The sequence below is a fragment of the Vallitalea longa genome, from assembly GCF_027923465.1.
Taxonomy (GTDB): Bacteria; Bacillota; Clostridia; order Lachnospirales; family Vallitaleaceae; genus Vallitalea; species Vallitalea longa.
Genome location: NZ_BRLB01000001.1, coordinates 648,606 through 668,566 on the forward strand (window position 1 = coordinate 648,606; position 19,961 = coordinate 668,566).

A 19,961-nucleotide genomic window follows, 5' to 3' on the forward strand; every position below is an offset into this window, starting at 1 on the left:
TTTCATCTAACGTCCCGTGAATTACGACGTGGACATCCTTCCTTGTTCCTGTCCATGACGTCAATTCGCTGTTAGGCGAAGTTGGCAACGTCAAGCTTAAGTAAACGTCATAAGTACTGCAACTTGATTTTTTATTGAATATAAATCCATCTGATAACCGTAGTCTGTTTTAGATGCGATTCCATAGCATATTATTAAAGAGTTCTTTATTGAATTCATCTTAGATTCGTTCTTACTAACAAAATCATAAGGCATATATAACTTGAAGCCTTTAGAATTACCATAAATCCCATTTTTTGACTTTGTCATATCAACTATATAACTTCCTTTTGCTTCTTTTACTTTACTTACAGTACCTTTCAATATGCAGATAAAACCCTGACCTCCATTAGAATCTAAAGCATTAATTATTTTATCTTGAGTCATTATAATATCTTCAATCTTAACTTCATCATTAGCTTCTGTCAGAAAAGTTAAATCTTTATACTCTTCATCTACAGCAAATCTATTCTTTGAATCAAGTACATTCTTTAAATCATATATAAACTTTCTGGTTTGCTTTCCTACATATCTCTTTGCTTTATCCTTATGTGTTTTTGCCCCTGGAGAAATTGACACACTTGGTCTCATTGCTCTAGGAAGTATTGTTGAAACTAAGGTCTGTAATTCTACTTCATTCTTTTTTCCCTCTAATTGCTTTATTGAGTTAGGAACTTTGCAATTTTCTCCGTGCTCTTTAAGCGGCCAATTCTTAAAATGGGGATCATCATGAGCCTTTCCTCTAGAAAATTGAATTTGTGAATCACAGAATATACATCGAAATTCTCTTCTATCTTCTTCAGAATACAAATCATAATTATCATCAACATCAAATGCGCTTATTGGCTCAGTTTCGTTCCTATATCTTGCATGTGTCATTCTTGACATATTAACACCTCTTCCTTTTCAAACCTTAATCTGTGGCACCCAGTTGACAATTTCACCTAACGTTACGCACTCAAGACGTTCCTGAACCGGACTTGCAGAGCCTTTCTTCGTAGGCGGTGCTTGCCACCCGGTAAAGGAATGTGCTTTGGCTACTCCAAAGACTTATCCCTAGTTATAGTCAAAGCGAACTTGAGTGCATTGTTATAAGAAGTTGTCTCATTCAGCTTTAAAGAAATCTCTCTAGTCTTCTTCTTTTTACTGTATAATATAATAAATATTATAAACTAAAGATTATGCTCATTAGGTTTATTAAATTGCAATCCACCAACACACTCCAAATTTATCTATAACAGTCGCACAACATTTGCTCCATGGCACTTCCTGAATTGGATTAATAATAACACCGCCATTACTCAAAATATTAAAGGCGTTACAAACCGATTCTTCGCTTCCCATCTCAAAAACATTAAACGTCATAGTTTCCCATTTCACTTTGTGAACTATGTTTACGTCACAAGGATTCGCTGCTTCACTTAATGCTAAAAACCCTTCACCATCTACAGACAATTCACAGTGCGCATAAGCAGTTTTGTCATCATTTTTCACTTCAAATGTAATTTCTGCACCAAAAGCTTTGCAATACATTTCTGCCGCTTCAAAACTATTTTTCACATAAACTTGAGCATAATTTTTCATAATTTCTCTCCTACATCAAATATAAATAATCTTTATATCTGTATATCTTACAAATGTGAATTGCTATATGTACTAAATGATCTTCATCCCAAAGAAATACCCTGAAATGAATGAGGCAATTTCTTATAACTACAATATTTCCGAATGTCGCTAATACCTCCAAATCAGATGTATTCCCGAACGTCGTAAATACTTACTATCTCTTACTCTTCCCTTCACATAATATCATCCAAGGACTCTTAATACTCATAATATTCTTATTTGTAACATGTATATATATTTCTGTAGTTTTTGAACCTGAATGTAATAATTCTTGTATATAGTATCATTTTCTAATAAATGAGTTGCGAAACTGTGTCTAAGACTATATACAGATACTTTTTTCTTTACATACCTTTTTTCACATGCATTTTTAAATATTCTTTGTTCAGTTCTTTCTGTTATATGCTTATCTTTATCAGCACCTTCAAATAACCATTTATACTTTAGTTATAATAAATCTAATTTAAATTATATGTATTAACTAATATTTTGTCAATATTTGCAATTCAATAGAAAATCTATAGCACTTTAAAATGCTTCAATAATAGAATACCATCATAAATTCCTTCTCTATACATATCACAAAACATTACGCTGTTCAAAAAATTATTAAGACTTAGATAATTGTCTATTACCGATTTATCCTTTTCATCTAATCTATCAAATAAATCTCTGAATTCATGATCATATTCCTCCATCAAGTTCTTTTGTTCTACTATCTCTTTATTATTTTCATTACTTAACTTTAATTTTTCATCAACTACATCATGAATTAAATTATTAATTGCTTTAGAATAAAAATCAATCATTGGCTTCTACCTCATTTCACCTTTCTAGTTATTATAATACTTTCAATATTATTTTATGGGATTTTCCCATAAATGTCAATATGGGAATTCCCCATATTGTACAATAGCACTGAGGTGATTAAAATGATTTTTCCAAGAGTAAGACACTTAAGAGAAGATTTGGATTTAAAACAAAAGGATATTGCAAGTATAATTGGTATTGACCAAAGTACATATTCAGATTATGAAAATGGCAAACTAAATATCCCAATTGAGACTTTCATAAAATTAGCTGATTACTACAATACTAGTATTGATTTTCTAGTTGGTAGAACTGATAAAAAGTGAAATACCATAAAAAAGACCTTATCAGGTCTTTTTTATCATCTAGTAGATTTCTTAGTTTCATATCCCTCATTTCAAAGGACAAGTAATTTCTATATCATTACCCTCACTATCAGTAAACTCCAAAACCTTATTTTCCCCTATAACTGTTAGTGGAAAAACTATATCACAATCTAATTCCTCAAGCTTTTCTAAAAGCAAATCAATATCATTTACTTCAAAGCTTGGCAAACAATTATTCCCCCATCTTTTAGGTTCATTCATTTTTTCATTGGCAAATAATCCATATCTAAAACCATTAATATCAAAAACACTATATATATCACTTCTTTCAGTAACTTTCTGACCTAAAAAACTCTCATAAAAATTAATCGCTCTTTCCATATCCTTAACACAGACATATAGCGATTTTAGTTGGAATGTTATATTCATTTTTGTTTTCCTCCATTACTATTAATAATGTATATTATACCATCTTGATACTATCCTTTCTCTATAATTGTATATTTTTTTCTATTTCTATACCTATGCAAAATCTATTCATCATCTACCTAATATGATTACACTAAAATAGACTCCATCTAGCAATATCAAACCTTCAAGCCTGACATCAAAGGGGTAGCTAAACAGAGTCTATCTTTTTAATTAAAATGTATAATCTATTTAATTATCTTCAATACTTACACCTCAACAATACTTACTCTTTCACAACCGCATCATATATCCCTTTAATATAACCAATAGCATGAGCCATACCCATATGCCAAGGGATCTCAGTATCAAATAATGGTGTGTGATCTGGAATCAATACTCCATCAAAATTATGCTTTTTCAATAATTTTAACGCTTTCACCATATCAATATCTCCTTCATCAACGAAGACTTCATGATATTCAGGAACTTTTCCTATTACATTTCTAAAATGAACATATGCTAATTTCTCTTGAGAACCATATTGTTCTATAGCATCATAGATATTGCCTTCTGTCATTTCTTGAATAGTTCCCATACAGAATTCTAGAGCGTTACTTTTTGATGGATATATATCCAATAACTTTTGATAAAGGTGAGGTTGATAAACTAATCTTGGTGTACCTCTTAACGTCTTAAGTGGTGGATCATCAGGATGTGCAGCTAACACTACACCAACCTCCTCAGCAACTGGGACAAGCTCATTAAGGAAATATGTTAATCTATCCCATAACTGCTCGGTTGTTATTTCATCAATGTATCCTTCTTCATTTTCATCATATGTCATATTCCATATCTGTCCATTTTTAATTGGAGTCTGTTTAGCACCTTCCTTGTCAGAGAATCCAACAGAAACTGCTCCACCTCTAGCTAATGGTCTTCTTAGATGTCCCCATACACCAGCAATACTAAAATTATATCCAAAAACAGGTATACCTGCTTTTCCAACATTTCTTATTATATGTTTCAATCTTTCAATCTGCTCTTCTTTTTTAGGTCCATCCAATAGAACATCATACCAATCAGCTGGTGCAAAGTTCTCTATTGCATATAATGTTAGACCCTCATCTTCAATCTCATTTTTTAATCTATGAATGCTTTCGTAACTCCATACATCTTCATTAGCAACAGATTTCCCCATGTTTTTAACTTCATCAGTTCCATGAACTCCATCTTGATCTCTATAATAATCAACTAGATGAGCTATAATATGAGTACAACCAGCTTGTTTAGCAAATCTATAATTTTCTTTATTTAGCATGTATCTATATAATCCAATTCCGATTTTCATTTCTGCCATAACCATTTATCCTTTCTCATAAATATCGACCCGCATCTTAAAATTAATCTTTTCTCCTGCTTTCATCTTAAGTGCTGTACCATTATCTATTGCTTTTGTAAGTCCTGCTCCCGGATAACTAGTCCAAGGTTCTATAGCCAGATTATAAGTGTTGCCATACCAAGGATAACCATATGAACCTTTACACACAAGCCATATCCAAGCATATGGGAAAATATTGTTATCCCACTCTAATCTGAATCCAACATTTTTATTATTACTATATATTGAATAGTATGCCTTATCACCAAAATCTTTTAGGAAAAGCATGTCTGCCGTACCAGCATTTTTATCAGGTACTTTGGATAAATCTATTGATTTGCCATCTCTCCCCTTAGCCACAGGCCAATCATGTTCACTATTAACGTCTAGTCTCTGAGTATCAAAATCCAATTCTTCACCATAGGTAAAAACTTTTTTGGCTGATGTATCTATATAGCAAGATTCATCTAGAAAACCTTCTCCTATAGTTGGATGATGACCCCACATCAATTCCATATCTTCATTGGCAAGATTAAACAGTGTTTCATCAAAATATATGGTTGATTCATTGGATTTGATGGTAATAGTTTTCTCTAAGTAAAATGGTGAGCGGACAGTTCTAACCAAAAATATAACACTTATTTCTTCTTTTGTATCATTTATGATCCTATATTGCCATGGCAAATTACTTACTTCACCATGCATACCGATAACAGCACCTTTATAATTGCACTCTGGACCTCCGCTAGGAAGTATTTCCTGCCAACCGCCAAAATTATGGTCTAAATAGTTATGTAAACTAGACCCTGTAGTAGAGTTACATTTCGCTGGATTATGAAATTCTACTGGTGACCTCCACATGAAGTCAATATCTTTTGGCTTATATAAAAGTTCTACTATATCGGCACCTTTATCTAGTAAAAAAGTTATCCTTAACTTTTCATTTTCCATCACTAATGATTTCATATCGTGTATTTTAATATCTTCTGTTATTCTACAACCATAATTTCTCATTTTATCACCTAATATCTCAATAGATTCTCTTTATAACCACCATCAGCATATAAAGTAGTTCCTGTTATGTAAGAAGATGCTTTACTTCCTAGAAAAATAGCTGGTCCAACCATCTCTTCTACTTCTCCGACTCTGTTTAGTGGTATCCATTCACCAAAACTTGTCCCATTGTCTTTTTCTAATTTCTTGAGTAGATCTCTATTCATATCTGTTGCTATAGCACCTGGTGCTAAGTTGTTGACTCTTATACCGCTTTTCCCTAATTCAAGAGCTGCTACTTTTGACATCATTCCCATTGCAGCTTTTGACATACAATAAGGAGAATTGTTTCTAACTGCTACCAGATCATGTATAGATGTAACATTGATTACTGATCCACTATCTGATTTTTTTAATAGAGGAATCAATTTACTGAATAATAGATAATGGGCTTTTGTATTAATATCATATATCTTATCCATAAGGTTAAAATCCATATTTTCAATGGATGCATGTTCTTCATATCCAGCATTATTAATTAGTACATCCACTCTTGACTCAACACTTATTATATGGTTTGCCATCTTTTCAACAGCTTGCATATTAGATAAATCTGCTGCAAAATATTTCTTGAAACCCATCTTTTCTGCTGCTAGCTTAGTGGATTCCTCTTTTCTTCCATGTATCCAAACTGAAGCACCAGCCTCTTTATATCCTTTTGCTATAGCTGCACCTATGCCTCTTGTAGAACCAGTTATTACAACGACCTTATCTTTAACGCTAAATAATTCATGTATATTCATATGTTAATCTCCCTTTAATTCTCTAGTAAACTTAGAAAGTATCTCATAGCCGTTTTTCGTAACTAATACATTCTCTTCTATTCTAATTCCACCAAAAGAACTATCATAAATTCCAGGTTCAATAGTAATAACCATGCCTTCTTTTAACACCTCTTTATTACCTTTGGCAATTCTTATACCTGGATCGTGGTACCTGAATCCAACTCCATGACCTAGCCCATGAGTAAAATATTTACCGACACATTCAGTATCCAGTACTTCGCTGGCAGCCTTTTGCAAATCTTCAGAAATTGCTCCCTCCCTTACTAAAGATAAAGCTTTATCTTGTGCTTTCTTAACTGCTTCATGTAATCTTATATCTTCTTTGCTTGGAATCCCAACTTTTCCTGTTCTAGTTATATCTGCCCAATAGCCATTAACAACAACAGCAAATTCAGTCATTACTAGATCACCATTCTCCAGCTTTTTGTCAGTAACCCAGTTATATCTGCCTCCATCTGCCCCATTTATTCCAGATTGAACTTGTGCAAAACCACTTGCATACTTAACACCATTTTTACCAATCTGCGTTCTAACTGCATATTCCATTTTAGCTGATACTTCTGCTTCGGTTAATCCTTCTTGAAGAGAGTCATAAAAAGCTTTTATTCCAATACCTGCAACTTTATTACAAAGCCTAATACCTTCTATATCTTCACATGTCTTAAAATTATATAGATCCAATATCTCTTCATCCACATTCTTATATCCGCCTTTGCTGACTTTCATAAGATTCTCTACGAAATCACTTGGCAATGGTGGTTGTTCTGCTGATAGTATGCAAGGAGTTGTATTTCCTACATTCTTTATTAATGATACAGGTTTAGAATAATTTCCGTATTCCTTAATATCTTCTTTAATCATTTCATATAGAATTTCAAAAGGATCTTCACTTGTTTCGCCCCATGGATATCTTTTAACTACTATGTCTTTCGGTAATCTTAGCTTTGGTTCTAAAGCAGGTACATACAAAATTGGATTGGAATGCTCATAGCATACTGCAACAGACAATCCCCAGTATGGTCTATAACCAAGAGTCATCATAAGTTCATCCGGTCTAAAGAATATTATCGCACCTAATTCTTTTTCTATAATTATTTTACTTACCATTGATATTTTTTGCTTATTCATTAGCCATACTCCTTCCTATAGTTTTTATTTACTAACAAATATGATTAATCATTAACTACTTATATGATCTTACATAATTCCGTATTTTTCAAATGCTTCAACTACTGACATTCCGTTTTCTATAGCAATCCTTACTTCATTTTCGCCATACACTTTTTCAAATGCTTTTCTAACTATTTCTCTTTCATGTTTTTTGGGAATAGCTAGTACTCCATCTATATCACCAAATATTATATCCTCTGGATTAACGAGTACACCATTATCAAATTCAATAGGACAATTATAATCTATCACTCTGCCTCTCATACCTTGATCTTGTGCATAGCATCCCCTTGTGAAAGTTGGTAATCCTAGTGATAGAACTTCTTTCGTATCTCTTGTGTACCCACTTACAACAGCTCCTGCTACACCTAATTTAATCATTCTAGTTGACATAAGTCCGCCAAAACAAGCATATCTAGGTGAACTTCCTGTACATATATAAACATCATTTTTTTTCATAGAGTCAAGAGCTTCAAACATAATTCCAAATGGTTTTTCTCTATCTTCTGCACATATTCTTGTTCCTGTAACGTCAGCTTCTTGAACTGTGAATGCTCTTCCAGCAACCATCATATCTCTATTAAGTGGTTTTATATAAGCTGGTAGGAATTGATGTCTTAAATCCATTGTATCCATTACATCAGTTAAAACACCTGTATATAATTCTTTTTTCATGATATCAAATAATTCATCATCATTCATTGTTTCTATCTTATCTAATATATCTTTCTTATCTAACATATCTATTCTCCTATTAGTCATTAATGTAGATTAAACGATTTTTCTAGATTGTACAGTATTAATAAGAACAGCCATAAGAATTAATCCGCCTCTAACAACATATTGTACATATTCATTAATATTTAGCAATGTCATACCATTCAACAATACTCCTAAGAAAATAATACCTATAAAAGTTCCTTTAACCTTACCAATACCACCTGTTAAAGATGCTCCACCAATAATAACTGAAGAAATAACATCCATTTCCCATCCTTTACCAAAAGGATGTGCACCTGACATAACCTGTGATGAAACCATAATTCCTGCTATAGCAGCAGTCACTTGAACCATAACTAATACAATAATTTTTACAAATTTTACATTAATTCCTGACAATCTTGCTGATTCTCTATTACCACCTACAGCATATACACTTCTACCAAATTTAGTATAATCCATTACCATCCAAACAATAAAAAATACAACCAATAAAATTATTGCAGGTATAGGTATAGAACCTATTTGTCCAGCACCAATTTTGCTATACCAAGCTGGGAAAGTTGTTACAGGAAAACCTTTTGATATTATAGCAGCTAAGCCATATACAATATTTAACATGGCTAAAGTGATAATAAATGTAGGTATATTGAATTTAGTATGTATAATTGCATTTACTAATCCTACCAAAGCAGCTGCTAGTATGGCAACTATCATTCCAATTATTACTGAATATTCTAATGACATAATACCAGTACTTGCAATTTTACCTGCAACTGTACCTGTTATTACACCTGATAAAGCAACTGTTGATGAGATTGAAAGATCAATTTCACCAGTTATTATAACCATAGTCATACCAAAGGCAATAACACCTTTTAGTGATGCATTTCTTAATATGTTAAGTAGATTGCCTGATGTAAAAAACCCTGGTGCTGAAAAGGCTATAATTATAGACACTATAAAAAGTATTATTTCAAGTATATGATTCGAGCTAAATTTACTTATTTTATTTATATATTTATTATTAGAATTCGCATTCATTTATTTTCCTCCAATGCATCTTTTATATAAGTCTTCAACTGTAATTTCTTCAGGTTTAACTTCTCCAATTATTCGCCCATTGCTAATAATTATTATCCTGTGACATACTTCCAGCAGTTCTTCTAACTCGGAAGAAACCATTATGCTAGATACACCTTTTCTTGACTGTTCCCATATAATATCAAAAATCTGTTGTTTAGCATTAACATCAATTCCTCTAGATGGTTCATCAAAAAACATAATCTTTGGATTAGTATTAAGCCAGTTACCAACAACAACTTTTTGTTGATTACCTCCTGATAATGATGATATTGGTAAATCAACATTAGGAACTTTTATTTCCAGATCTTTTATTTGTTTATCAACAAAAGGTTTTTCCATTTTTTTAGTTATTTTATGTTTTGGAGAAATATAATCTAAACTAGCAACACATAAGTTCGTATGCACACTTAAATCTTGAATCAAGCCTTCATGTTTTCTATCCTCAGGTGTTAAAGCAAAACCAGCTTTTTTCATCTTATAAGGTGTTGGAGCGTCTATTTCTTTACCTTCAAAAATAATTTTACCAGAATCAACTTTATCTGCTCCAAAAATACCTCTTAAAAGCTCTGTTCTACCAGAACCAAGCATTCCTGCGATACCTAGTATTTCATGTTTTTTAACTTCAAAAGAGATATCTTCAAAATACCCTTTTCTTGTTAATCCTTTTACTTGAAGTAATGTTTTTTCTCCAACATTAAGATCATCAGGCCTAGTTTTTATCTTGACATCTCCAAACATCATTTTAATTAGTTGTTCATGAGATGTTTCTGCCATTATTGTTTTATTAATATAAATACCGTCTCTTAAAACCGTACAAGTATCTGCTATTTTCCATAATTCTTGTAATCTATGAGATATATAAATAATTATTACATCTTTTTTCTTTAGCTTTTTAATCATATTGAATAATAGATCTGTCTCATTTTGAGCAAGAGATGAAGTAGGCTCATCTAACATAAGTACTTTTGGATTAGTACTCATTGCTTTGACTATTTCAATCATCTGACATTGCCACATACTAAGATTCATAACCATTTCTTTTGGGTCAATGTCAACACCTAGATCATTAAGGATTTCACCAGTTAATTTATATGCCTTTTTCCAGTCTATAAATTTACCTTTCATTGGCATTCTTCCTAATAAAATGTTTTCTGCTACATTCATGCCTGGTACTAAACTAAGTTCTTGATATACCGTAGCAATACCTTTATCTATTGCTTCCTGAGGGTTCTTAAAATCTAGTTTTTCATCATCTAAATATACACTTCCAGATGTTGCTTTAATAGCACCAGCAAAAATTTTGACCATAGTAGATTTTCCAGAACCGTTTTTACCTAATAATGCATGAACCTTACCACTATCAAACATTGAAGTTACATTATCAAGAGCAAGCGTTCCGGGATATTGTTTGCTTATGTTTTCAGTTCTTAATATGCTCATAATTATCCTTTCATTTTAATTAGTCATATATTAAGAGGACATCAAACAATCCTCTTAATATTAATTATTATTATTTGTGATTTTCAAGCTCTGAAGCAAATTCATCTAAACCTTCTTTATCATTTCTATCTAATACTATACCTGGAACTACCATTGAGTTACCTCTATCAACTCCTGTATCTTCACCTAAAATATCTTTTAATAGAACTTCCATGGTCTTATATCCTATCATATAAGGATCTTGTCCAGTTACAGCTTGTAATACATTATCTTCATTCCTTAACATTGATAATTGTTGTTCTGCTGCATCAGTTCCAAATACGAATACTTCGCCTTCCTTACCTGCGTTTTTTACAGCCATAACAGAACCTATTGTACCTCCATCATTAGCTCCCCATATAATATCTACACCACCTTGAGATTCTTGTGCAGTTATAATATCTCCAGCAGCTTGAACTGCTTTATCTTGAAGCCATGCATCTTGGTCTGCCACCACAACAACACCTGGTATATCTTTTATTTGATCTATAAATCCATTAGAACGTTGTGTTGATAAATCTGGAAGTTGAGATTTGAATTGAAGTATAGCTACTCTAACTTCTTCCCCTTCTTCATAATGATTTTTAATAAATTCTGCTGCTACTAGACCTGTTTGCTTACCTAATAAATAATTATCTGATGTAAAACCTCCAACTATAAAATCAGAATCATTTAATGCTGTATTACATACAGCTATCGCTAACCCTTTATCATTAGCTGTTTTTAAAGCTTGAATAGAAGAAGTTTCATTAAGTGGTGAAATTGCAATACCATCAATTTTTTGGGAAGTATATGTATTTATTAGTTCTACTTCTTTTGCTTGGTCATTGTTGGTATTGGAAACAAGAACTTTTGCATCATATTCTTTTCCTGCTGCTTGATATCCCATTTGTAATAACTTCATGAATTGATCTTCTTGAAAAACTATACCAGCAACTGTAATTTCCTTGTCTTTTGAATCATTAGATACATTATCACTATCACTTGTACTGTCTCCATCGCTTTTACTACCATCATTACTTTTAGTGTCACCTTTGCTACCACATGCAACCATAAATAAACTTAAAACTACTACCAACATACATAATAATTTTTTCTTCATAAATATCCTCCTTATAATATATATTTAAACTTCAATTAAGAAGTTTTAATACCAACTTATAAAAAATATTGTAAATATATCAAACATAAATTTACTTATATTACTTTTTGTTACAAATATGGGTTTATGAAAAGCTTTTCATGATATGGATTAAAAATGTTGACTATAAAATTTTCAATTTTACTCAACATTATTATTTAATATCTATATATTTATAGAACCTTTACAGATTCTCTTTCAATCAATTTATATGGAATATATTTTTCTATATATACATCGCTGTATGAAATGCCTTTATCAATAATTTCAATAATTTTTTCTCCTGCCTCCATACCCATCTTTTGAATAGGTACAGAAATAGTTGTAAGAGGCTTTAATAATATATTACTAATGGAAATATTATCATATCCGATTATTGATAATTCTTCTGGGATACTAATTCCCATATTCTTAGCTGCCATCATAATAGCTATAGCTGTATCGTCATTAAAAGCAACAACTCCAGTAGGTCTATCTTTCATCTGCAACAGCTTAATAGTATTATTAGTAATTTCTTCTTTACTATAACCACAATCAATAACATATTCATCTCTAAACTTAACATCAGACTCTTCAAGTGCTTTAATAAAACCCATATATCTAACATTAACACCTTTAAATCTCCAACCTACACATGCTATTTTTTTATGACCCATATCAATAAGATATTTGGTAGCATCATATGTAGCTTTTATACCATCTTCCATAATATTGTATCCAAAATCAGCATATGAATAAACAAATACAACACTGGTTTTACCTTTTAATAAATGTGTTAATTTTTTATTACTTATACTTGTACTAACTATAATAAACCCATCTACTCTTCTTTCAAGCATTCGGTTAATATATCTTTCTTCTTTTTCTGAATTATAATCAGTATTGCATATTATTAAAAAATAACCTTCTTTTTCTACTGCTTTACTAATACCTCTTAAAAGTTCTGGGAAAAACAAGTTGGATAAATTAGGTATTATTACAGCTATAGTCATTGTTTTCTTACTTATAAGACTTCGTGCCATAGCATTTGGTTTATAATCAAGTGCTTCTACTGCTCTATATACTTTTTCTGAACTTTCTCTACTTACTGGCGTGCTTCCATTTAATACTCTTGAAACTGTACTTATAGAAACATTAGCCATTTTTGCAACATCTTTAATAGTTGAAATTTTATCCATCATGTACCCTCACTAAAATTATAAATTTAAATATATATCATACAACTATATGTGCAATTATACCTTGTATTTAATCAAGTCTTTTATGAAAAGGTTTTCAATACAATTAAATTATACAACCTCATATACTTTTTGTCAATTATTTTGTGCATTTTTTATGGATTGACAATATTATCTATGTATAGACACTTATTGAATATTAAATATACTTACTAGCATAATATGTTTTCATATAATATTATGCCTATCTAGTAAATAGATAAAGTTAGTTATCAATAATATACTAATATATATTTTTAGCTCTTATAATTTTTATTAGTTCATAAATTTACTACTGATCAATAATATCTTTAATATAATTATATAATTCTTCATCGTACCAAACTCTATAAAAAACACCATCGCTTTTATCATATATTTTATGAATTCTATAACATAATTCATGTAATATGGATCTATCACTAACTGTGGAATATTTAATATATATATACATCCTATCTTCTTGCATATATATAACATTACCTCCATGACCATATTCTATTATATACTCTATATTATTTTTTTCGTTAATTTCATCAACTGTCAACTTATCATCTTTAAGTGCATATAAATCTTGTAATTCATTATGTATTTTTTTTATTATATCTTTATCATTACAATTATAATCTTCGTTTACAAAATAAAGTTCATTGGGCATTTTCTCTTTTTCTAAATCATATTTTTCGTTTTTCATTACCGATTCACTAACTAATCCAATACAACCAATGACTAAGGCTACAAATAAAATTGTACATAATGTATCTCTAATTCGTTTTGGTTTCACATAATCAAAATTGGTAAGTTCATTTTCAATATACTTGATTATTGGCTTTTTTAAATCTCTAGATTTCCATTTTTTGAACTTAATGGTATATGAGTGTTTACCACTAATTGTTTCTGTATCTTTTAATACTATTTTCCCACTACTATTACTAATACTAAAAATAGTTTTATCATCATCGTCTTCTCTCTCTGCTTTACTAGATAATGTTGAAGATATTGCTGCATCAATACTCTTAATCAATAACTCTTTTTGTTTTGTTTTTACTGAATAAGTTGTACCCACAAAATATATAATGATATAATTTATAACTAAAACTAGAATCACTATAAGTATAGTAAGACTTGGTAAATAATTAGGATCATAAATTTCAAAAATCACATATATCGTAATAATAAATTGAATAAAACTTAAAAATGAGTTGTTTTGTAACATAACTCTTTTATTTTGAAATTGCATACAGCAACTTATTAGTCCCAAAATTGCAGCAATCAAAAACGAGATTGTTTGTGAAACATCAAATATCATTTAATTTTCTCCTTTAATCACTAAGATATTATACTTAGTCATTATATTATATAAACCAAAACATAGCAATTATAAGTGTCTATTTTTATTATGTTTTGGTGAAAAATAATACTAAAAATCAGTATTCTGGATTAGGTTAAAGATTAAAACTGTTCCGATTCATCTCCCTCCTTGGTAAAGGAGAGAGTTTTCTCGAAACATATAGATGAAAAATCACTTACAATACCTTGTTCTTATTAAACTATACAATACTTTATAGTTTATGATAGCCTATATCATTTTATATTTAGTAATTAAGTGAATAATCTCTAATATTTAAATTTAGTGATACCTAAATTCATTTCTTCAGCTAATTTAGCAAGAGCTTCACTAGCATTAGCTATTTCTTGCATAGAAGCTGTTTGCTCTTCAACTGAAGCTGATGCTTCTTCTGTACCTGCTGCATTTTCCTGAGAAATTGCTGATAGATTTTCAGTAATCTCAGTTATAGTTATCTTTTTATCTTCCATGATTTTAGAAGATTTATTAATTACATCTATAGCTTCTTTTGTTCTTTCAATTGCATCTGCAATTCCATTGAACTTAATTTTTGTATTATTAACACTAGTATTCTGATTATCCGCCAATCTCATCAATTCACCCATCGTAGAAACAGCATTATCTATTTTTAATTTCAAATCATTGATAATGTTAGTTATATCACCAGTGAATTCATCTGCTTGTTCAGCTAATTCTCTAATCTCTTCAGCTACTACTGCAAATCCTCTTCCTGACTCTCCAGCTCTAGCCGCTTCTATAGCAGCATTAAGTGCCAATAAATTAGTTTGATCCGCAATACTACTAATCATCTGACTTGCTTGATATATTTTTGTAGCACTTTCGTTAGTATCTTTAACTAACTCATTTATTTGTTTAGTTGCATTATTATTAAGATCAGTTATTTCTACTAAATCCTTAATATTCTCTATTCCTTGTTTTTTTAGGCTTATTACATCATCTGTAAATTTATTCAAATCTTTTATTTCATTTTGATTTCTTTCTATTAATTTACCTAAATCGTTTATATTATCCGCTGCCAATTCAGTATCTTTCGCTTGATCACTTGCACCACTAGCAATTTCTTCTATTGTATTAGCTACTTCATCTGCAGCAGTTGCTGATTGTTGGCTAGTTGCTGTCAACTCTTGAGAAGAGGACGCTAATTGTTCAGAAGAAAATGAAATATTTTTAACTAGTTGAATTATATTTTTCTGCATTTTATCTATTGCTCTGGCTATTGTCCCAATTTCATCTTTTCGTTCTAGATATTTTACCGCTTTTGAATTTTCATCATAAGATAAATTGTAATTAGATATCCTTTCAATTATCTCTGATAAAAGTTTTATAGGTGTACTAGTCCTTTGAGCAATTATATATGAAATTACTAATAGAATTAATAATCCTGCTACTCCGATTATTATAAGTATTTTTATCAATCTATCTGATTCATATGTAATTTCACTAATTGGTATAACTGTTTCAACAAACCAAGGAGTTTTAGTTTCTCCTATGTTTATAGGAACAAATTGTTTATTACTATCTTTATTATTTATGACTGATTTTCCAGTAGTATCAAAATATTTACCAATCTTAATATTTTCTTTTATTTCTTCTTTATGTTCTATATCATTATCAAAAATATTAGTCCCAATTAATCCTTCATCTTCATGAGCAACATAAATTCCTGTATTAGATAATATTACTTCATAACCTGAATCATATAATTCAATATCCTTATTCACATTTTGTAATTTATCTAAAGTTAAATCAACACCAGTAGCCCCTACTACTTTTCCATTCACTTTAATTGGAACCACAAGAGACGTCATTAACAACTTTTTACCATCTACTTCATATACAAATGGTTCAAGTATAATTTCATTTTCAGAATTTTTTGCTTGTGAATAATAATCATTTTTATCTGATAAATCATAATCAGTGCAAGCTCTTTTAACTATTTTTCCTTGACTCCAATAGAAATAAGGAACAAACCTTCCTGTTGCATCACATCCATCAGTATTTTTATATATTTCATCCTGATTATCAAATGAATTTGGTTCCCATATAGTCCATATTCCTGTAAAATCAGGATTTTCTTTAATGACACTTTCTAACATAATATTTATATCTTCTCTATCAACAGATCCATCTACTCTAATCCCTTCAAAACTATTAGATAAAGTTCTTACTATATTCATTCCTTCTTCTAATTCTTCTTCTACTCCTTTTGCAACAGACTCACCAACTAATTTAGTAGTCTCATACGCATTTTCTATAGACTGATCACGTGTACTCACTGCCACCATACCGATAATTACAGATATTATTAATAATATACTTAATGATATACTAATAGCCATTTTGCTTTTAATTGATTTCATTATTTAACTCCTTAATAAATTAATTTTAATATGTTTCTCATAGTTAATAAAATACTATCTATAAAATTAATATAAATGGATTAGTTAGATACAATAATTCCCCCTTTTACTTATATTTTCCATTTATAATTATTTATTCTACATTTTCTCCCTTAATCCTTTTTTTCTTTACAAATATTTACTTTTTTTATTCGATTCATATTAACTCTTTTTACATATTTATGTAATTATTTATATTAAAAAACTAAAGTTTTACCATATTATGGTATTACTTTAGTTAAAATTTATCTTGATTTTTACTAATTAAAATAAGTTATATAACTTAACTTTTATCTAATAATGACAATAATTTATCTCCCATTGCTTTCTCGATATAAGGCTGTATGTTCCAAAATTTTTTAAACTCATTATACTCATCTATACTTGTTTTATTATAACACCCTTTTTTGAATGCCCTGATCAGAATATTTTTAGGAGTATGTTCCATATCAATAAATTCTAACATTTGTACTGAATACCCCATAATCTCAAGTATATTGCCTCTTACACTATCAGTTATGAGGCTGGATAATTTTTCTTTAATAATTCCGTGTTTTTCCATTGGCTTCATAGTTTCATTATGAATTTGTTTCAAAAGTTCATGTTGGCAACAAGGAACTGATAAAATAACATCCGCTCCCCAATTTATAGCTTTCACTAAAGCATCATCAGTTGCTGTATCACAAGCATGAAGAGTTACTACCATATCAACTTTATCCATTTCTTCATAACCTTTTATATCACCATAAACAAATTTCAATTTATCATAATTGAGCTCAGCGGCAATACTGTTACAAAATTCTATAACATCTTTTTTTAAATCAAGTCCAATTATATTGACATCTAACTTAAGCTGTTCTACAAGATAATTGTAAAGAGCAAAAGTCAGATATGATTTTCCACAGCCAAAATCTATGATATTAATGGTCTTAGTCTTATCTAGATGTTCTATGCAATCAGATACCATTTCAAGAAATCTATTTAACTGCTTGAATTTATCATATCTATTAGATAAAACCTTTCCATTCTTATTCATTACACCAAGCTTGATTAAAAAATCATAAGGTTTAGTTTCAGATAGAATATAATTTTTAGTTCTATTATGATCTAATTCTAAGCTTTTCTTTGTCGGTGGTTTTTTTATTATCTTAGATTTACCTTTTTTGCTTATCAGAACTTGATAATCTGCATCTATGGTATAAAAATTACCTTGCCTAAAATAATTTTCCATAAGATTAGTAAGTTCATTTATTGTATCGACATAATCAAAATTATTATGAGTAACTTTTTTACTATAATGATAAGTAAACTGATATAACAACTTCTCCTTTATCTTTACAGGTTTGACGTTAACTTTAGTGAAGCTCGTAATGTCTTTGGATCTAACTTTACTTAATGTAATATTAGTAATACTACCATCTTTAACCTTTTTTTCTATCAAATCAATTACATTATACATATTTATCTCTCCTAACAATATTTACATAAATATTATATAAATATATTAATTTTATTTCAAGAAAAAAATAAACCATCTAATATGAAAAATCTTTATAATTAGATGGTAATGAACTAACTACTTAGGCTCGACCTAGTTTTTTTTGAATATCTTTCATCTTTGCCTTTGTTAATGGGTATTTAAGTATAATAAGAATTGCTACTATTAGAGCTAATATTGCTGGAACTATAGAAATAAGCAATTTTACGCCATTACCTGCTGATGCTGTTTGTGATTGTGCATTAGGAACAAAACCAATTATAGCTAACATAAAATTAATTAGTGCACCACCTATTCCACCAGCTGCCTTTTGCATAAATGTAGATGTAGAAAATACAATTCCTCCCTGTTGTTTTCCTGTTTTTAGTGTTGCATAATCTACACTATCTGCAATCATAGACCAAATAATAATCATGCTAAAACCCGAACCTATACCTCTAATAATATTAAAAATAATAAATCCTGCAATATTATTATCAGGAATAATATAAAATACTATAGATGCTACAGCATATATTATCATTCCTACACCCATAATTGTTTTTTTCTCTAATTTCATTACTATGGGCATAAACACCATTGAAATAATCATTGCAAAAGAACCGGTAAGAGTATATATCATAACAACATCACCTCTTTTAAGTACATCAACAAAGAAATAATTAGAAGCACCTATTAAGGCCTGCTGAATAGACAATATCAAAAGAGAGAGGGCAAGCAGAATCAAAGCCTTATTATCTACTACTGCTGATACTCTTTCTTTAATTGTAATTTTATCTTGTTTTTTGCTCTCAATAAATTTATACTTTTCTGTTGATTTATATGTAATTCCCATACAAACTATAACTAATAAAGCTCCAATTATTCCTGAAACAAAAAAGCCCTCACTATGTACACCATTTTTTGTTATAGCTATTCCTGGAACAATCATTGAACATAAAATGATTCCAAATACTGTAAATATATTTTTAAGTGTAATTATTTTAGTTCTTTCATCTGGGTCAAAAGATAATGTAGACTGCATAGACATGTATGGTATATTTGCAAAAGTATATGACATTCCCCATAATATATAAATTATTGCACCATAAATTATATTCCCTGTTTCACCAAGACTAGGTGAATAAAACAATAATATTGTTGTAATTGCTAATGGTAACATCCCCCATAATAAATAAGGTCTATATTTACCACGAGGAGTATTAGTTTTATCAACCAATGACCCCATTATTGGATCATTTACGCCATCCCAGATTCTTGCTACTAACATTATAATTCCAACCGCGGCAAGAGAAATTCCCAAAACATTAGTAAAAAATATATTAACATAAGTAGAAGTAAGCATAAATACAAAATTATAACCTAAAGCAGCTGTCCCATACCCCAAAATATGCTTTATTGGCATCTTGTTTACTTTGTCCATAATTTTCACCTTTCCTTTATATGATTATTTT

Annotated in this window: 18 protein-coding genes and 1 pseudogene; 1 reads left to right on the top strand and 18 read right to left on the bottom strand. The window is 29.9% G+C overall.

The window, feature by feature from the left end; translation table 11 throughout:
- Positions 1 to 96: 96 nt before the first annotated feature.
- The 4 genes and pseudogenes from QMG30_RS02835 to QMG30_RS02850 form a co-directional block, all read right to left on the bottom strand.
- On the bottom strand, positions 97 to 927 hold the full coding sequence (locus QMG30_RS02835; RefSeq protein WP_281812036.1) for a hypothetical protein: 831 nt from the start codon (positions 925 to 927) through the stop codon (positions 97 to 99).
- Positions 928 to 1,236: 309 nt separating this feature from the next.
- The gene (locus tag QMG30_RS02840; RefSeq protein WP_281812038.1) at positions 1,237 to 1,623 is read right to left on the bottom strand and encodes a VOC family protein; all 387 of its coding nucleotides are present in this window, start codon (positions 1,621 to 1,623) and stop codon (positions 1,237 to 1,239) included.
- Between the two features lie 246 nt (positions 1,624 to 1,869).
- Positions 1,870 to 2,091, bottom strand: a pseudogene (locus QMG30_RS25220) (hypothetical protein); the annotation flags it as partial.
- A gap of 92 nt (positions 2,092 to 2,183) precedes the next feature.
- The gene (locus QMG30_RS02850; protein ID WP_281812040.1) at positions 2,184 to 2,474 is read right to left on the bottom strand and encodes a hypothetical protein; all 291 of its coding nucleotides are present in this window, start codon (positions 2,472 to 2,474) and stop codon (positions 2,184 to 2,186) included.
- Between the two features lie 123 nt (positions 2,475 to 2,597).
- Between QMG30_RS02850 and QMG30_RS02855 the strand changes: the two genes are divergently transcribed.
- Positions 2,598 to 2,801: a helix-turn-helix domain-containing protein gene (locus QMG30_RS02855; RefSeq protein WP_273324294.1), complete on the top strand. Its 204-nt coding sequence runs from the start codon at positions 2,598 to 2,600 to the stop codon at positions 2,799 to 2,801.
- 66 nt (positions 2,802 to 2,867) lie between these two features.
- Here QMG30_RS02855 and QMG30_RS02860 read toward each other — a convergent pair whose 3' ends face one another.
- The 14 genes from QMG30_RS02860 to QMG30_RS02925 all read right to left on the bottom strand — a co-directional run bounded on the left by QMG30_RS02860 (position 2,868) and on the right by QMG30_RS02925 (position 19,930).
- The gene (locus QMG30_RS02860) at positions 2,868 to 3,230 is read right to left on the bottom strand and encodes a VOC family protein (protein WP_281812044.1); all 363 of its coding nucleotides are present in this window, start codon (positions 3,228 to 3,230) and stop codon (positions 2,868 to 2,870) included.
- A gap of 265 nt (positions 3,231 to 3,495) precedes the next feature.
- Positions 3,496 to 4,569: a mannonate dehydratase gene (locus QMG30_RS02865; protein WP_281812046.1), complete on the bottom strand. Its 1,074-nt coding sequence runs from the start codon at positions 4,567 to 4,569 to the stop codon at positions 3,496 to 3,498.
- Between the two features lie 6 nt (positions 4,570 to 4,575).
- On the bottom strand, positions 4,576 to 5,604 hold the full coding sequence (locus tag QMG30_RS02870; RefSeq protein WP_281812048.1) for an aldose 1-epimerase: 1,029 nt from the start codon (positions 5,602 to 5,604) through the stop codon (positions 4,576 to 4,578).
- An 8-nt stretch (positions 5,605 to 5,612) separates the two neighbouring features.
- Positions 5,613 to 6,386 (bottom strand): SDR family NAD(P)-dependent oxidoreductase, encoded by a 774-nt coding sequence (locus QMG30_RS02875; protein ID WP_281812050.1) that lies wholly within the window; start codon positions 6,384 to 6,386, stop codon positions 5,613 to 5,615.
- A 3-nt stretch (positions 6,387 to 6,389) separates the two neighbouring features.
- On the bottom strand, positions 6,390 to 7,556 hold the full coding sequence (locus tag QMG30_RS02880; protein ID WP_281812052.1) for a M24 family metallopeptidase: 1,167 nt from the start codon (positions 7,554 to 7,556) through the stop codon (positions 6,390 to 6,392).
- Positions 7,557 to 7,625: 69 nt separating this feature from the next.
- Positions 7,626 to 8,339: an RraA family protein gene (locus QMG30_RS02885; RefSeq protein WP_281812054.1), complete on the bottom strand. Its 714-nt coding sequence runs from the start codon at positions 8,337 to 8,339 to the stop codon at positions 7,626 to 7,628.
- A gap of 30 nt (positions 8,340 to 8,369) precedes the next feature.
- On the bottom strand, positions 8,370 to 9,362 hold the full coding sequence (locus QMG30_RS02890) for an ABC transporter permease (RefSeq protein WP_281812056.1): 993 nt from the start codon (positions 9,360 to 9,362) through the stop codon (positions 8,370 to 8,372).
- Positions 9,363 to 10,844, bottom strand: a complete 1,482-nt coding sequence (locus tag QMG30_RS02895; protein ID WP_281812058.1) for a sugar ABC transporter ATP-binding protein — start codon at positions 10,842 to 10,844, stop codon at positions 9,363 to 9,365.
- Positions 10,845 to 10,914: 70 nt separating this feature from the next.
- Complete coding sequence (locus QMG30_RS02900; protein ID WP_281812060.1) at positions 10,915 to 11,985, bottom strand: substrate-binding domain-containing protein; 1,071 nt, start codon at positions 11,983 to 11,985, stop codon at positions 10,915 to 10,917.
- A 212-nt stretch (positions 11,986 to 12,197) separates the two neighbouring features.
- The gene (locus QMG30_RS02905; protein WP_281812062.1) at positions 12,198 to 13,202 is read right to left on the bottom strand and encodes a LacI family DNA-binding transcriptional regulator; all 1,005 of its coding nucleotides are present in this window, start codon (positions 13,200 to 13,202) and stop codon (positions 12,198 to 12,200) included.
- Between the two features lie 331 nt (positions 13,203 to 13,533).
- Entirely contained in the window at positions 13,534 to 14,550 is a 1,017-nt protein-coding gene (locus QMG30_RS02910; RefSeq protein ID WP_281812064.1) for a hypothetical protein, read from the bottom strand.
- A gap of 308 nt (positions 14,551 to 14,858) precedes the next feature.
- Complete coding sequence (locus QMG30_RS02915) at positions 14,859 to 16,970, bottom strand: methyl-accepting chemotaxis protein (RefSeq protein ID WP_281812066.1); 2,112 nt, start codon at positions 16,968 to 16,970, stop codon at positions 14,859 to 14,861.
- A 322-nt stretch (positions 16,971 to 17,292) separates the two neighbouring features.
- Entirely contained in the window at positions 17,293 to 18,468 is a 1,176-nt protein-coding gene (locus QMG30_RS02920; protein WP_281812069.1) for a class I SAM-dependent methyltransferase, read from the bottom strand.
- Between the two features lie 121 nt (positions 18,469 to 18,589).
- Positions 18,590 to 19,930: an MFS transporter gene (locus tag QMG30_RS02925; protein ID WP_281812071.1), complete on the bottom strand. Its 1,341-nt coding sequence runs from the start codon at positions 19,928 to 19,930 to the stop codon at positions 18,590 to 18,592.
- Positions 19,931 to 19,961 lie beyond the last annotated feature (31 nt).

Excerpts from the sequence above, each read along its gene's own strand:
- QMG30_RS02840 (WP_281812038.1), bottom strand. The coding sequence starts at position 1,623 with ATGAAAAATTATGCTCAAGTTTATGTGAAAAATAGTTTTGAAGCGGCA.
- QMG30_RS02880 (WP_281812052.1), bottom strand. The coding sequence starts at position 7,556 with ATGAATAAGCAAAAAATATCAATGGTAAGTAAAATAATTATAGAAAAA.
- QMG30_RS02850 (WP_281812040.1), bottom strand. The coding sequence starts at position 2,474 with ATGATTGATTTTTATTCTAAAGCAATTAATAATTTAATTCATGATGTA.
- QMG30_RS02890 (WP_281812056.1), bottom strand. The coding sequence starts at position 9,362 with ATGAATGCGAATTCTAATAATAAATATATAAATAAAATAAGTAAATTT.
- QMG30_RS02860 (WP_281812044.1), bottom strand. The coding sequence starts at position 3,230 with ATGAATATAACATTCCAACTAAAATCGCTATATGTCTGTGTTAAGGAT.
- QMG30_RS02895 (WP_281812058.1), bottom strand. The coding sequence starts at position 10,844 with ATGAGCATATTAAGAACTGAAAACATAAGCAAACAATATCCCGGAACG.
- QMG30_RS02885 (WP_281812054.1), bottom strand. The coding sequence starts at position 8,339 with ATGTTAGATAAGAAAGATATATTAGATAAGATAGAAACAATGAATGAT.
- QMG30_RS02910 (WP_281812064.1), bottom strand. The coding sequence starts at position 14,550 with ATGATATTTGATGTTTCACAAACAATCTCGTTTTTGATTGCTGCAATT.
- QMG30_RS02875 (WP_281812050.1), bottom strand. The coding sequence starts at position 6,386 with ATGAATATACATGAATTATTTAGCGTTAAAGATAAGGTCGTTGTAATA.
- QMG30_RS02920 (WP_281812069.1), bottom strand. The coding sequence starts at position 18,468 with ATGTATAATGTAATTGATTTGATAGAAAAAAAGGTTAAAGATGGTAGT.
- QMG30_RS02925 (WP_281812071.1), bottom strand. The coding sequence starts at position 19,930 with ATGGACAAAGTAAACAAGATGCCAATAAAGCATATTTTGGGGTATGGG.
- QMG30_RS02900 (WP_281812060.1), bottom strand. The coding sequence starts at position 11,985 with ATGAAGAAAAAATTATTATGTATGTTGGTAGTAGTTTTAAGTTTATTT.
- QMG30_RS02905 (WP_281812062.1), bottom strand. The coding sequence starts at position 13,202 with ATGGATAAAATTTCAACTATTAAAGATGTTGCAAAAATGGCTAATGTT.
- QMG30_RS02855 (WP_273324294.1), top strand. The coding sequence starts at position 2,598 with ATGATTTTTCCAAGAGTAAGACACTTAAGAGAAGATTTGGATTTAAAA.
- QMG30_RS02865 (WP_281812046.1), bottom strand. The coding sequence starts at position 4,569 with ATGGCAGAAATGAAAATCGGAATTGGATTATATAGATACATGCTAAAT.
- QMG30_RS02915 (WP_281812066.1), bottom strand. The coding sequence starts at position 16,970 with ATGAAATCAATTAAAAGCAAAATGGCTATTAGTATATCATTAAGTATA.
- QMG30_RS02870 (WP_281812048.1), bottom strand. The coding sequence starts at position 5,604 with ATGAGAAATTATGGTTGTAGAATAACAGAAGATATTAAAATACACGAT.
- QMG30_RS02835 (WP_281812036.1), bottom strand. The coding sequence starts at position 927 with ATGTCAAGAATGACACATGCAAGATATAGGAACGAAACTGAGCCAATA.